Genomic DNA, 14,957 nt, shown 5'->3' with positions numbered 1-14,957 from the left:
AATAACTTTTTAAGGATCGCTTCTTTACGTTCTTGTGAATATCGGGTCATCTCGCTCTCTGTTTACCGCCCCCTATATTGATTTAATGGATTATTTTAAGGGGTGACAACTATCCTGACACAGGGGGGCAATGTCTCATTGGAGGTACTCTGGCCTTAATTTTTTTCCCGAAACTGCTATTGCTGCTGACACCACTAAACAGAATTACGCGATATATCCTCGTTCCACATATGTAGATATAGAAGAGGAATGTGAGGTGTGCGGTCGCCCATTTATCTTCTTTGCTCAAGAGCAGAAACATTGGTTTGAGGAACTTGGTTTTTGGATAGATGCACATTGTACTCGGTGTGTTGAATGTCGAAAGAAAGACCAAGAGATACGATTGATGCAGAAGCGATACCAAGTACTTGTAGAGACTGAAAATAGAGCAGTACCAGAAAGTCGAGAACTTAAAAAGATAGCAATGGAGTTGTACCAACTGGGTTATTTACGTGATGAAAAAAAACTAAATATTGACATCCGTAGCTAACAAGCAAATAAATCAGGACTAAAAACAGTTGGTTTTTCTCCTGCGTAGCTAATTTTAACCAACTATTTTTAGTCCATTATTTGGGCGTTAGTTTGCAAATCAGGCATTGGTGTAATAAATGAGTCAAGTGAAAGTTATAGCTATAAGTGGTGCTTCTGGTTGCGGAAAAACTACACTAGTTAAGAAATTATCTGATGAATTTAAATGCCCTAATTTGCACTTTGATGACTTTGTCGTAAACCACACATATCCAGCCAATATGAAAGAGTGGTATGAAAATGGGGCAAACGTATCAGAGATTAAAACTCCTGAATTGGCTAGTGCTCTTGGCAAACTGATTAGGAGTAACGATAGCAAGTATATTTTTCTAGAAGAGCCCTTTGGAAGGGAGCGTGATTCAATTTCTTCATTAATAGATTATGTGGTTTTGTTAGATCAACCTATGGAAATATGCCTATCTCGGGTGATCCAAAGAAATACGGATAACCCACCGCCAGATTCATTAAATTCAATTTCTAGGTACTTGGCAAATTACGATGATCACTTTAGGGATATTTATATTGAGGCTGCAAATCAAGTCCGTGACAATTGTAACCTATCAATTAGGGATGTCATTTCTGTTGAGGCATGCACAAGTTTAATTGGTAACTGGTTGAGAACTTATACAAACTAATCGGGTAACCGGAGGTGTCTAGCCTCCAGCCCCCACACCACCCTGCATGCGGCTCCGCACACGACTGAATGGATTCAGGAGGTAGAGCAGGGCAAGACAGCCATATCTTTCTATCTCTCGCTCGAAGAGTTTCACCTTGTAAAACCTCGCCATGTCATCGAAGCGAGCAGCCGTATCTACATCAGAATTTTTTACAAGCAAGGTATGTCTTCGATTAACTAGTCGCCAGAAAGCTGTTGTACAAGCGCCTCTATAGCTGCGAGGGCATCTTTAAGAGACTTTTCATGCCTTGCATCGTCAAATTCTTGATACTCTGATTGAATTTCATAGAAAGCCTCAACACCTAGATATTTTCCTAACACTTCAATATGTGGCCCTAAGTGGTTCATCTTTTCTCTAATACCGCCAATTTCAAAGCCAAACTCACCGCTTGATGAAATGAGCACGAGTGTTTTTCCCGACATCATGGGTTCCAAAGGAAAGTCCCCCCTCGCCAAATCAAAAGAGAAAGTCTTATTCACTCTAATCACCTGGTCGAACCATGCTTTCAGCACCGCTGGCATGCCATAGTTGTACATTGGCGAAGAAATCAGAACTGTCGCTCTAGCAGCACCAATAAGCCTAGCCTTCATACTCGCTAGAGAATTATTCAACATTTATCCGCAGCTGAAAACTCGACGCTGTTGCATTATGGGGTCGATTATCCCTAGGTCCTGATGCGTGGCCGGTGTGTTGTGATTCTTTAATGAATATCTCTATTGATATAAATGATGGGGCAGTGAAATAACCTGCCCCCTTGCTACTTAGTACTCTTATCTACCAGTGCAGTTAGCGTAGTACGTCACGGTTGACGGCCAATCAGAAAACACGCCCATCACGCCGATATCTTTAGCCAACACATCCAGTAGCTCGAACACATCGCCTTCGTTGTCTATGGCATCCGTGATGCTTTTATAGTACCAACCACCGCCGTCGATCAGCAGGCCAGAGCGTTCCAGTGACCAGGCGATGATCTTAAGCCCGGCCTCGCTGGCGGCATTGGCATAGTCAGAAGGGATCAGCGCGCCTTCGTTATCCAGAGTGACCAACACCCACAGAGGCGGGGCGATAATTTCCACGCCCTGATCCTTCAAATCCGTCATCGAGGGCACCCAGCTGGTCTCACTCTGTGGGTCGAAGCCAGCATCATCGTATCGATCATCGAGAAACACAGCTTGAGCCGCAAACTCGGGGGCGTTAGCTAACCAATAGGTGATATCTTCGAGATGGAAAGACTGAGGGTAAACACGAGCAGGGTCGATACCCGCAGCCGTGTATTCGTCGAGCATCTTCTGAGCGTAGTCATGCTGGCTAAAACCATCGAAGGGCATCTGCACGCTGGCCTCTTTGAGCTCCGGCGTCATCTTAATGCCTGCCTTGTCGAACAGCTGGATACTCTCGGCGTGGGTCATCAGGGTGCCGTTGCCGGCGTAGAGATCCGTTCGCCAATTGACAGTGCCAGCCATATACTCTGCTACGTTGCTGGCATTAGGATTAGCCCCCTCCATCTTGCCTCTTAAGGTCTTAAATTCGGCTAAGGTGATATCACTGGTGCAGCACGTTGCGCTAGCCGTTACACCATTGAGAGGGTCCTGGTGCACTGGCTGGCAAGTTCAGGGATGGCCAATATATTGGTGGTATCAGCCAAATCACACTGGGAGTGGCGACAAACCAAGGCCTTGTCTGAAGTGAAAGTGACGTCGCACTCTACGATACCTGCGCCCGAGTCGATGGCCGCCTGATAAGACTCTCTGGTGTGCTCGGGGAACTGCATCGGCGCGCCTCTATGACCTATGGAGAAGTCGCTGCGGTAAAAATTGTCGCTGGCGCATTGCGCCAGTTGTGTCTTGAGCTGGCTGTCTTGCATCTGGCGTACCAGAAACAGGGGTCTGAGCCCGACTTGGGCGGCAACTTTAGCCTGAGGATCCTTGCTGTCGTTAACATTACAAGCTGTCAGCACTAGGCTAGTGGCGAGCGTCAGTAGTAACGCACAGGGCGTAAGGTTTTTCTGGTTCATCTGTACATCCGTGATTATGAAAGAAGCCAATCCGTGCGAGAGTGATTAGCGATATCACTCCCTTATATTTCCCGCCAACATGGCGCTAGGGGAGAATATGAAATTATGACTAACAAGTAAACATGGGCAGTTAACGTTAACCTGCTGAGTCCGTTTAAGGTATTCAGAGCCAAAAACCAGAGGAGACTCCTAGCTATCTTGAAAAACACCGAAGGCAGCCATCCCATTTACTGCCAGCTCTAGGCTCACTTATTAGCTGGGCGTTATGCGTCTTTGTAATTTATAGTGTGATCTAATTTAATCTTAAAGGAATAAGTAATAATTTATGAAATGTAAACTAGTGGACGTATTTGCTAAAGAGAAGCTTTCAGGCAATGGACTAACAATATTTTATGATTACGATTCTTTAGATGCGAATGAAATGTTATCGCTTACGCAAAAAATGCGTCAATTTGAATCGATTTTCGTTAAAGTAAATGATCACGAGTCATCTGTTAGGGCAAAAATCTTTACTGTAGAGGAAGAGCTCGATTTTGCTGGCCATCCCATCATTGGTTTAGCCGCTCACCTCCATGAAGAATCTGGAGATCTCAAGCCAAGAGAGTGGAAAATAGATTTAAACCAAAAATCTGTTACTGTGAAAACTAAAAAAACAGATACATATTTTTATGCATCGATGGCGCAAGGGACACCAGAGTATATTCGTACTCTGACTTTCAACGAAGCAGAAGAAGCGCTATCAGCATTAAATTTAAGCTCAAAAAATTTGGCTAATTATCCGTTAGAAGTAATTTCAACAGGTTTGCCTTATCTAATTGTTCCGATAACTAGTGGAATAGAGAATGCCAATATTGGTATCGGATACTTCGAAAAGTTATTAGAAAGATTTGGTGCAAAATTTGTGTATATTATCGACATATTAAACTTTGAAGGTAGAACGTGGGATAACCATGGTTCTGTAGAAGATATTGCCACAGGAAGTGCAGCGGGTCCTACTGCCGCCTTTCTTGTTAAACATGAATTAGCCCTTTGTGATTCACCTATAATCATCTCACAAGGTAGGTTATTAGGCAGGCCAAGTGAAATCGAAGCTTACGTTGAAACAAAAGAATCGACAGTATCCAATATTTGGGTATCAGGTGATGTTGTGAAAGTTGCAAACATCTGTTTTGTTTAATTTAATAGTTTTAAGGCATAATCGGGTAGCCGGAGGTATCTAGCCTCCGGCCCCCACACTACCCTGCATGCCATTTTCATGAAGCAGCTAGACCCACGGCAGGTGATAGATAACCATGAAGTAATGGCATTCGCAACATTGCCAAATTCCAAACTAGCCCAATGAACCCAATCCAATTCCACTTGGCCTAATTTGAGGCCAATACAAATCCCCTCCTAGTACATCCTGTACTCCGGGGATAACTCATACTTACAAGAGGCCCTGTACAAATACCAGTACTTGCCCATCCCTGGGTACTGGTAAATGTTCCCGACATAAAAAAGCCCTGAGCATTTGCATGCTCAGGGCTTTTCTTACGCAACTCGAAACCTTACGTTTCGATTAACGTAACCAATCAAAAAGATTACTTACGGTTATGACGCTTACGCTCGTTCTCGCTCAAGTAACGCTTACGAACACGAATGTTCAGCGGCGTAACTTCTACCAATTCGTCATCATCGATGAACTCAAGCGCCTGCTCGAGTGTCATGTTGATAGGCGGAGTCAGTACTTGCGCCTCATCGGTACCCGATGCACGCATGTTAGTCAGCTGCTTACCTTTCAAACAGTTAACCGTTAAGTCATTTGCGCGAGCATGCAGACCGACAACCTGACCTTCATACACTTCTGCGGCGTGTCCGATAAATAGACGACCACGAGCTTGAAGGTTAAACAGGGCGAAAGTCAGTGCTTTACCAGTACCGTTAGAGATCAATACGCCACGAGCACGCTGACCGATATCACCGCCTTTCACTGGACCGTAATGGTCGAATGAATGGTAGATAAGGCCAGAACCTGAAGTGGCTGTCATGAAGTCAGTTTGGAAACCAATTAGGCCACGACTTGGGATAACGAAATCGATACGTACACGACCCTTACCGTCTAACTGCATGTCACGCATGTCAGCTTTACGGATACCCAGCTTCTCGATAACAGAACCTTGATGCTGCTCTTCAATGTCAACAGTCAAGTTTTCGAATGGCTCACACATCACGCCATCGATCTCTTTAACGATAACTTCTGGACGAGACACGGCTAGCTCGTAACCTTCACGACGCATGTTTTCGATCAGAATTGACAGGTGAAGTTCACCACGACCAGAAACACGGAAACGATCCGGGCTCTCGGTCTCTTCAACACGTAGCGCTACGTTGTGTATCAGCTCCTGCTGCAGACGCTCAAGGATGTTACGTGAAGTCACGTACTTACCTTCTTTACCCGCGAATGGAGAGGTGTTGACCTGGAAGGTCATAGTCAGAGTAGGCTCATCGACAGACAAGGGCTCCAATGCCTCTACGTTAGTAGTAGCACAGACAGTATCCGAGATAAGGAGTTGACCCAGACCCGTGACAGCCACGATGTCACCGGCAGTACCGACTTCAACTTCGGTACGATCAAGACCCATGTAACCTAGTACCTGACCAACTTTACCGTTACGCTTCGTACCATCGGCACTGATGATGGTCACTTGCTGGTTAGTCTTGATGCTGCCGCGCTTGATGCGACCGATACCGATAACGCCCACGTAGTTGTTGTAATCGATCTGGGAGATCTGCATCTGTAGATCACCTTCTGCATCAGCATCGGGTGAAGAAACTTTCTCGACAATCGTCTCGAACAGTGGCGTCATGTCGCCTTCAGTGATGTCAGGGTCCAGACCGGCGAAACCGTTCAATGCAGAAGCATAAACGATTGGGAAGTCTAACTGCTCATCGGTAGCACCTAAGTTGTCGAACAGATCGAAAACTTGGTCGATAACCCAATCAGGACGCGCACCAGGACGGTCAATCTTGTTGATAACAACAATAGGCTTAAGACCTAGGGCGAACGCTTTCTTTGTGACGAAGCGAGTCTGTGGCATTGGACCGTCAACTGCGTCGACAAGTAGCAATACTGAATCAACCATAGAAAGAACGCGCTCAACTTCACCACCGAAATCGGCGTGACCTGGAGTATCCACGATGTTGATACGGTAATCATTCCACTTGATGGCAGTGTTCTTTGCAAGAATCGTGATTCCACGTTCCTTTTCAAGATCGTTTGAATCCATCACCCGCTCAGTGGCTTCTCCTCGGGACTCAAGGGTTCCAGACTGCGCCAGCAACTTGTCTACCAGGGTAGTTTTACCATGGTCAACGTGTGCAATAATGGCGATGTTACGTAAATTCTCTAACACTAATAAACCTCTTACCATCTATATTATTGTGGGATATTTGAAACAGCCTTAATAATAGCTGTTGCAATAAAAAACGTGTCATTCTACTCTAGCCGAGTGCTCTCGCACAGGATTATTTTTTAGTCAGCTATGAATAGTATGTTTGTCTGCCTTCGCACCATCATGGTGATCGCACCAAGATAGACCACTTAACGCACCACCATAGTGCATACTTTCATATCTGCGTGCAGCATGCCGCTTCAGTTTTCTTAAAAATCATAATCTTACGCTTTTGGCACGAGTCTAGCTTATTAAAAGTCAGAATCGCATAAAAGCGCTAATAGAAATTTAGAAATAAATAAGGGCTTAGCCTTTACCCTACTCGGAGACTTAGAATGTCAGCTGAATCAGTGTTACAACAACTCGAAGAATTAGAAGTTAAGTTTGTTGATCTACGCTTTACCGATACCCGCGGTAAAGAACAGCATGTTTCAATTCCTTCGCATCAGGTCGATGCAGATTTTTTTGAAGACGGCAAGATGTTCGATGGTTCATCTATTTCAGGTTGGAAGGGCATCAACGAATCCGACATGGTATTAATGCCAGATCCCGACAGCTTCGTATTGGATCCTTTCACCGCAGATACCACGGCTAACATACGTTGCGATATTCTCAATCCTGGCACCATGACAGGTTATAACCGTGACCCACGCTCTATCGCCAAGAAAGCCGAAGAGTATCTTCGCTCTACTGGCTTGGCAGATACCGTATTGATCGGTCCAGAACCAGAATTTTTCCTGTTCGACGACGTTAAGTATGGCGCCGATATGTCAGGCTGCTTCTATAAGCTAGACGCCGAAGAAGCCAGCTGGAACTCAGGAACCAGCTACGAAGGTGGTAACACGGGCCACAGACCTGGCGTTAAGGGCGGATACTTCCCTGTGCCTCCGGTCGATTCTTCACAAGATATCCGTAGCGCCATGTGTCTTATTCTCGAGGAGATGGGTCAAGTTGTCGAGGCTCATCACCATGAAGTGGCTACCGCCGGTCAGAACGAGATCGCCACACGTTACAACACGCTAACGCTCAAGGCCGATGAAGTTCAGGTATTAAAATACGTGGTGCATAACGTTGCCCATGTTTACGGCAAGACAGCCACCTTTATGCCTAAGCCTATCGTTGGCGACAATGGTAGCGGCATGCACGTGCATATCTCGCTAGCCAAAGATGGCACTAACCTATTTGCCGGCGACAAGTACGGCGGATTGAGCGAGATGGCAATTTTCTTTATCGGCGGTGTGATCAAGCATGCTCGTGCGATTAACGCCTTCTCTAACCCAGCCACCAACTCATACAAGCGTCTGATCCCACACTTCGAAGCACCTGTAATGCTGGCATATTCTGCGGCTAACCGCTCGGCTTCGATCCGTATTCCTTTGGTTCCAAGCCCTAAGGGACGTCGTATCGAACTCAGATTCGGTGATCCTATGGCTAACCCATATTTGGCATTCTCGGCTATGCTGATGGCGGGCCTAGACGGTATTCAGAACAAGACCCACCCAGGTGAAGCCATGGACAAGGATCTTTATGATCTGCCTCCGGAAGAAGCAGCAGAAATTCCAACCGTTGCAACGTCATTAGAAAATGCACTCGAGTGTCTGGATGCGGATCGTGAATTCTTGACTCGCGGCGAAGTCTTCAGCGACGATTTCATCGATTCATATATCAAGCTTAAGACTGAAGATGTTGAGCGCGTTAACCAGACGACTCACCCTGTCGAATTTGAACTTTACTACAGCTTATAATCTCTGAGCTAGCTGTTAGTTCATAAGTGACTAGATACCAGCCCTGAACATCTTGTTTAGGGCTTTTTTTTGGCTCCATCTTTTTGGCTCTGTATGCCATCATCTTCTATATCCGATCGCGAGCGCCAACATTAACAACTATGCTTTAACATTGGCCTCTAAATAAGGCGCTGTTATGTCCTCTAAAATTACAGCTTGGCTAGGCTTCATCTTCACCGCGATTACTCTTATGCTAATAGGGACACTCGATGTCAACGCCATGCAATGGCCACAGGAAGTCACGCATAAGCAAGGGACTATTGTTGTTTATCAACCTCAGCCCGAGTCTCTTTCCGGTAATATTCTTCAGGGCCGAGCGGCAATGTCGCTCGAGTTTATCGACAACAAGCCGCCTATATTTGGTGTATTTTGGTTTAGTGCACGCCTGGATACCGACAGTGACAATGCCAGGGTCAGAAACTTGGCAGTCACACGCGTCAAATGGCCAGATTCGACGGCAACTGCCGAGCAAAAGTTTACCAATGTGGTGGAGAACGCACTCGCTAATAGCACCTTCGAGATATCGATGGCGCGACTCTCCGCCAGCCTAGCCAATGCAGAACAAGAAAAGCACAGCCTGGAGGCCATTAAAAATGATGCCCCCAATATTATCTTTCGCCAGCAGCTCAGCGTCTTACTGTCATATGATGGCTCGGCTCAATTCAGAGACATAGAAAACAGCCCCTATGAACGTGCATTAAATACACCTTTCGCCGTTGCTCGCCATACTAAGACAAACAAGGTTTACCTCAGCAGTGGCACATTCTGGTATGTCGCGGATCACCCGATGGGGCCATGGCGCGTCACGGATTATCCACCCGAAGATTTGGTGCAGATGCTCCCCGCATCCGACCAAGAAAGGGCTAATGCCAGCGTCGCTCCTGCTGTGATCGCAGTCGAGGAACCCAGCGAGCTAGTGGCAACCCAGGGTAAACCTCAGTGGAAGAGCCTATCCCAAGGCAAGTTACTTTATGTGAGTAACACCGAGACGGCTTGGATAAGAGACACATCCACTAGTGACATGTACCTGCTCCTCTCCGGACGTTGGTTTAAAGCAAACAAGGAGACTGGCCCCTGGACATTTGTTCGCGCCGATAAGCTGCCCGCCAGTTTTAATGATATTCCGCCGGGATCAGATATTGGTGGCTTGAGAGTCTCCGTCGCGGGTACACAAGAAGCCGACGAGGCCATGCTCGATGCACAGATCCCCCAAACTGCAGCCATCAAGCGTAGCGAGGCTACACTTGACGTTACCTATGATGGTGACCCTAAATTTGAATCAATTCCCGGCACTCAGGTCGCCTATGCCGTTAACACCAGCACTCAGGTGCTGAATATTAATGAGCAATATTATGCGGTCGACAACGGAGTTTGGTTCACCGCCAGCTCGGCAACAGGCCCCTGGATTGTCGCGGATAATATTCCCACTGAAGAGTTGGCCAAAATTCCTCCCAGCTCGCCAGTTTACAACACCACCTATGTCGCAATATATGACTCCACACCAGAAATTGTGTACGTTGGATACACTCCTGGCTATATGTGGTCCTACCCCTACTATGGCGTGCCTGTCTACGGCACGGGCTGGTATTACCCACCTTATTGGGGTCGATACTACTACCCGCGCCCGCCGACATGGGGCCTACATGTTGGCTACAACCCATGGACGGGATGGAATGTCGGCGTAAGCTGGAGTAATGGCTTCTTCCGCGTTGGTGTAGGCTGGAATGCAGGCTGGGGTCGACACTACTCCCCGGCTCGGTGTTGTGGTGGTTACTATGGTGGCGGTTATCGTCGACCCGTGGTGATTAACACAGGCAACATCAATATTGGCAATAGCATCAGCATAGGCAACCGAAACGACATCTCCACTAAGTTAGCAAAAAATAACAATATCCCAGCTAACATCACGGCTGGCAGCAACCTCTATAACCGCGAGAATAATCGAGTCCGCAATGCCGACCCGGCTAAGCTTAATAACAAGTCTAGGCAAGCGACTCATAATTCCAGCCGCGCCAATGATGTGTTTGCCGACAAGAATGGCAACCTGGCTCGAGATAACAATGGCCAATGGCAGAGTCGTGACCGAGACAGTTGGACTCCTACACCTGAGATGCGTCAGAACACAGATAACAGTTTACATAATCGGAACATCAGCAAGCCAACGACGACGCCAACTAGACCGAGTACTTCCAGCCAACAGATGAATAATAGTAATTTAGATCGTGCAGGGCTAAATCGTTCTCGCAATGCCCGTCAGAGTGGTAAGATCAGAGAAGGCAAGAGAGGCCGTTAGCATCGTGCTGACGATGAATTAGACTAAAGCTGGTCTGCGCTGCTCTTGCAGGCCTGCTTTAGTACCTACGCCACTTCTCAGGTGAGTTGACACTCAGATATAGTTTGGAGCCTCTAGCTGTCGGTAAGTCTGTGATCTGACTTAATTAATAGATCTATTGTATGTGGCTAAAACTGGGTCCCTATCGCTCGTCCTTCATTTTACTTTCAGCTCTGCTTATCTGTGCTGGTGTCGGAGTCTTCGCCATCAATGTCCTCATCAATTGCGCACATGACAGATTAAAAAATATCGGCATCATCAAGATAGTTACAATTCTGATGCTAACAGCCCCGAGGGTTTAGACGCCTACTTTTCCTCGACGATGGCGAGTCAGTATGGGGACAGTTCTGGCAACATGCTACGAGCCTTAGGTAAGCGCATTGGGCTGCAGAGATCTTGAACCATGACCTCAATGCGACCCAGATCATCGAACCAATTAAAGGTGAACGATAGGATGACATATCAGGGGGGGAAATTTTAATCTCTTGGTACTAAGACAATTTACTCATGATTTTTGGCTAAAAAGAAGCTAATCTTGAAGAGCATAAAGATATGTAACAAAGGAACTCCTATGCGCTTCTCCCTTACTCTCTCCCTGTTATTTTTTGCCCTTTGCGCTCAAGCCACGGTTTATAAGTGGACCGATAAAGACGGTAAGATACATTATTCGGATAAACCCATCGAAAACGCTGAAGCTGTCGAATTTAACAGTAATACTCAGAACCAGATAAAATTGCAGACATTTAAGGCTAACTCTTCGACTAGCAATGACGGTCAGGATTCATCAACTCAGTATAACTTGAGTATCGCCTCTCCCGACGAAGAGGCAACCATTCGCAATAACGAAGGCAAGATAACGATTATGGTTCGGATTTTCCCTGATTTAGAGGCCAGGCATGTATTGGTGCTTCTAATGGATGGAGTTGTGATCGGCCCCGCACAAATCAGCCCTATATTTAGCCTCAAGGATATCGACAGAGGCGAGCATAGCTTTGTTATCAAGGCTGTTGCACAAAACGGCAAACAACTTGCATCAACCCCTCCAAGAAAGATATTCCTTCACAGAGCTATCATTAATCGCCAGGCAACACCTACACCTTTTAACGGTGCAAACTAAAAAAATCATTTATTTTATATGGTTAGGCAACTTCTAGATATAGAGCACTCGGTGAAGGGTATTGCGCAGCGCACCAAAATGGTGCACTGTGATGGTGCATAGTATTTGCTGGGAGCTCTAATGGATCTAAAACACCTGTTCAATAACCTCGTTACCGCAGTCATGGTCATAGATGTGGATCTTAGATTATGTTACGCCAATGCTGCAGCCGAGCAATTAATAGGCGTAAGCAGCCATCGTTTAACTGAGCATTCTCTGGCAGATAACTTTCAAGTATTAGGCGTAAGTACACACATACTCAGTAATGCAATCAGGAATAATCAGGGGTTAACCGTCAATACAGTGCCTCTAGTGACACTGGATAATCAACATCATACAGTGGATATAACCTTAACCCCATTAGAAGATGAGCAAGGGCTAGGCCTGCTCGAATTGAGACAGGTAGATCAGCAACGTCGGATTCATCAGCAATTGACCCTAGACGCACAGCAACAGGCGGCTCAATATCTAGTGCGTAATTTGGCACACGAAATCAAAAATCCTTTAGGTGGACTTAGGGGGGCGGCACAACTGCTTTCTCGTGAGCTAGATGACCCCGAATTAACTGAGTTCACCGACATGATTATCGAGCAAGCCGATAGATTAAGAAACCTTGTCGACCGCTTGCTTGGACCACAGAAGCCCACCCAGCATACACAGCAAAATATTCATCAAGTGATTCAAAAAGTGCTTAAGCTTGTCACCATGGCGCTGCCGGAAAACATCCAATTTAAGCAAGACTATGACCCTTCTATTCCAGACATTAATATGGATCCGGAACAGCTACAGCAGGCAGTGCTTAATATTGTGCAAAATGCGGTTCAGGCATTGGAAGGTATTGGTGGCAATATAACCATAAAGACACGCACCCAACACCAAGTCACTATAGGCACCCAGAGGCATAAAATCGTGATTGCCTTGTCTATTATCGATAATGGCCCAGGCATCAAACCTGAGCTCATGGATACCTTGTTTTACCCTATGGTGACAGGAAGGGCTCAAGGCTCAGGCTTAGGTTTGTCCATTTCTCATAACTTTGCCAGATTACATGGCGGGAGAATCGACTGTGATTCTAAGCCTGGAGAAACCGAGTTTACAATTTTACTGCCAATAAAAACCACATAGACGACAGTTGTAAAAAGATGACAACCAGCACGACACCGATAAAATTTGAATAGCATCACGGGAGAGCAGTATGACGGAGCAAGTTTGGGTACTCGATGACGACAGCTCTATTCGTTGGGTCGTAGAAAGAGCATTGAAGGGGGCTAAAATCTCCTCAGCAAGCTTTGCCGCTGCAGAGTCTCTATGGGAAGCACTGGAATTGTCACAGCCTAAGGTGATCATCTCCGATATTCGCATGCCAGGTACGGATGGACTCTCTTTACTAGAGAGGCTTCAAACTCACTACCCTAATATTCCAGTCATCATAATAACCGCTCATTCGGATCTGGATAGTGCGGTGAGCGCATATCAGGCGGGGGCTTTCGAATATCTGCCTAAACCATTCGATATCGATGAAGCCATCACCTTAGTCGAACGAGCATTAACTCACTCTACAGACCAAACTATCAATACGGTAGAGGAGATAGAAGTCAAAGCCCCTGAAATTATTGGTGAAGCACCGGCGATGCAGGAGGTCTTTCGTGCCATAGGACGTTTATCACGATCATCTATTAGCGTTCTCATCAATGGACAGTCTGGCACAGGTAAAGAGCTGGTCGCCAGCGCTCTGCACAAACACAGTCCACGAAAAAATAAACCCTTTATTGCCATCAATATGGCCGCCATCCCCAAAGATTTGATCGAATCTGAACTCTTTGGCCATGAGAAGGGCGCCTTTACTGGTGCAGCTGGAGTCAGACAGGGCAGATTCGAACAGGCTAATGGTGGCACACTGTTTCTCGATGAAATTGGTGACATGCCTCTGGATGTTCAAACTCGATTACTCAGAGTCTTAGCCGATGGTCAGTTCTATCGTGTTGGTGGCCACTCTCCGGTACAAGTCGATGTGAGAATCATAGCCGCAACCCATCAAGATTTAGAGCTATTAGTACAAAATGGAGGCTTCAGAGAAGATCTGTATCATAGGCTAAATGTCATTAAGGTCCACCTGCCGCCATTGTCACAACGAAGAGAGGACATACCACAACTCGCCAGACATTTTCTTTCATCGGCCGCAAAAGAGATAGCGGTCGAACCTAAAGTCCTTACAGCAGAGACGGCCCAAAAACTCTCGGAACTGCCTTGGCCGGGCAATGTCCGCCAACTTGAAAATACATGTCGCTGGCTCATGGTTATGGCATCGGGACAAGAAATACTACCTCAAGATCTTCCTCCCGAACTGCTAAAGGAGCAAAGCCAGCCCAGAAATCAAACATCGGGAGAACCATCGAATTGGCAAGAGTCATTAAAAATTTGGATCGATGAACGACTCAGTGCAGGTGAAAATAATATAATCACCGAATTACAGCCAGCATTCGAGCGCATACTACTTGAAACGGCGCTGGCCCACACCAATGGGCATAAACAGGAAGCCGCCAAGCGACTAGGCTGGGGGCGTAACACCCTCACCAGAAAGCTCAAAGAACTCTCGATGGATTAACGACTTCCTTACCAAAAACCAAGCCTACTGATTAAAGTAGGCTTTTTTATGCCTACCGCATAGGATCCTCATGGATGTGAGAAGTGTCGAGATTGCACGACTATATGGATATAGGAGGTACGAGACCAAGGATGGACGAAGGTATAATAATGCAGGAGCAATTATCGAGAGCGAAGCAGGGCGAGAATCATGAAATGATGGCTTTTGAGCGAGAGACATTGAGGTCGAACTGGCCTTTTAACAAGGATGTTATTGCTAGAGCCGAGGAGCAAATCTCTACCTATCACATGAAAGGATGCATGCTTCGCATGCGCTATCTATATTCCCCATGTTCGTTCGGTCACTTCTTGCAACAAAGAGTCAGGCCTAAACGAAAAAAGCCCGTTGCGTT

Annotated in this window: 11 protein-coding genes and 2 pseudogenes; 9 read left to right on the top strand and 4 right to left on the bottom strand. The window is 46.4% G+C overall.

Annotation, left to right across the window (positions count from 1 at the left end):
* Window positions 1-130: 130 nt before the first annotated feature.
* Both HRU42_RS18145 and HRU42_RS18140 read left to right on the top strand, forming a co-directional pair.
* Window positions 131-529: a zinc-ribbon domain-containing protein gene (locus HRU42_RS18145; protein WP_295033143.1), complete on the top strand. Its 399-nt coding sequence runs from the start codon at window positions 131-133 to the stop codon at window positions 527-529.
* Window positions 530-647: 118 nt separating this feature from the next.
* Window positions 648-1,202: an AAA family ATPase gene (locus tag HRU42_RS18140; RefSeq protein ID WP_295033138.1), complete on the top strand. Its 555-nt coding sequence runs from the start codon at window positions 648-650 to the stop codon at window positions 1,200-1,202.
* Between the two features lie 18 nt (window positions 1,203-1,220).
* Here HRU42_RS18140 and HRU42_RS18135 read toward each other — a convergent pair whose 3' ends face one another.
* From HRU42_RS18135 to HRU42_RS18125, 3 genes and pseudogenes are all read right to left on the bottom strand, one after another.
* Complete coding sequence (locus HRU42_RS18135; RefSeq protein ID WP_295033136.1) at window positions 1,221-1,403, bottom strand: hypothetical protein; 183 nt, start codon at window positions 1,401-1,403, stop codon at window positions 1,221-1,223.
* Window positions 1,404-1,420: 17 nt separating this feature from the next.
* A pseudogene (locus HRU42_RS18130) lies at window positions 1,421-1,798 on the bottom strand (NAD(P)H-dependent oxidoreductase); the annotation flags it as partial.
* Window positions 1,799-2,014: 216 nt separating this feature from the next.
* Window positions 2,015-3,258: pseudogene (locus HRU42_RS18125) on the bottom strand (glycerophosphodiester phosphodiesterase family protein).
* Between the two features lie 340 nt (window positions 3,259-3,598).
* On the opposite strand from HRU42_RS18125, the gene HRU42_RS18120 reads away from it, so the two are divergent.
* Window positions 3,599-4,435, top strand: coding sequence for a PhzF family phenazine biosynthesis protein (locus HRU42_RS18120; protein ID WP_295033134.1), 837 nt, complete (start codon window positions 3,599-3,601; stop codon window positions 4,433-4,435).
* Between the two features lie 403 nt (window positions 4,436-4,838).
* On the opposite strand, the gene typA is transcribed toward HRU42_RS18120, so the two are convergent.
* Entirely contained in the window at window positions 4,839-6,650 is a 1,812-nt protein-coding gene (gene typA / locus HRU42_RS18115) for a translational GTPase TypA (protein ID WP_295033132.1), read from the bottom strand.
* A 374-nt stretch (window positions 6,651-7,024) separates the two neighbouring features.
* On the opposite strand from typA, the gene glnA reads away from it, so the two are divergent.
* From glnA to HRU42_RS18085, 6 genes are all read left to right on the top strand, one after another.
* Complete coding sequence (glnA, locus tag HRU42_RS18110) at window positions 7,025-8,434, top strand: glutamate--ammonia ligase (protein ID WP_295033131.1); 1,410 nt, start codon at window positions 7,025-7,027, stop codon at window positions 8,432-8,434.
* 175 nt (window positions 8,435-8,609) lie between these two features.
* Window positions 8,610-10,766 (top strand): carbohydrate-binding family V/XII, encoded by a 2,157-nt coding sequence (locus HRU42_RS18105; protein WP_295033129.1) that lies wholly within the window; start codon window positions 8,610-8,612, stop codon window positions 10,764-10,766.
* 610 nt (window positions 10,767-11,376) lie between these two features.
* The gene (locus HRU42_RS18100) at window positions 11,377-11,922 is read left to right on the top strand and encodes a DUF4124 domain-containing protein (protein ID WP_295033127.1); all 546 of its coding nucleotides are present in this window, start codon (window positions 11,377-11,379) and stop codon (window positions 11,920-11,922) included.
* A gap of 120 nt (window positions 11,923-12,042) precedes the next feature.
* Complete coding sequence (gene glnL, locus HRU42_RS18095; protein ID WP_295033126.1) at window positions 12,043-13,086, top strand: nitrogen regulation protein NR(II); 1,044 nt, start codon at window positions 12,043-12,045, stop codon at window positions 13,084-13,086.
* Between the two features lie 70 nt (window positions 13,087-13,156).
* The gene (gene glnG / locus HRU42_RS18090) at window positions 13,157-14,566 is read left to right on the top strand and encodes a nitrogen regulation protein NR(I) (protein ID WP_295033124.1); all 1,410 of its coding nucleotides are present in this window, start codon (window positions 13,157-13,159) and stop codon (window positions 14,564-14,566) included.
* A 149-nt stretch (window positions 14,567-14,715) separates the two neighbouring features.
* Window positions 14,716-14,957, top strand: a 242-nt coding sequence (locus tag HRU42_RS18085; protein ID WP_295033122.1) for a hypothetical protein, incomplete at its 3' end; no start/stop codon positions are given.

The sequence above is a fragment of the Shewanella sp. genome (assembly GCF_013214165.1).
Classification (GTDB): Bacteria; Pseudomonadota; Gammaproteobacteria; order Enterobacterales; family Shewanellaceae; genus Shewanella.
The sequence above is the reverse complement of the archived record's forward strand: the minus strand, read 5'-3'. Positions and strand labels throughout refer to the sequence as shown.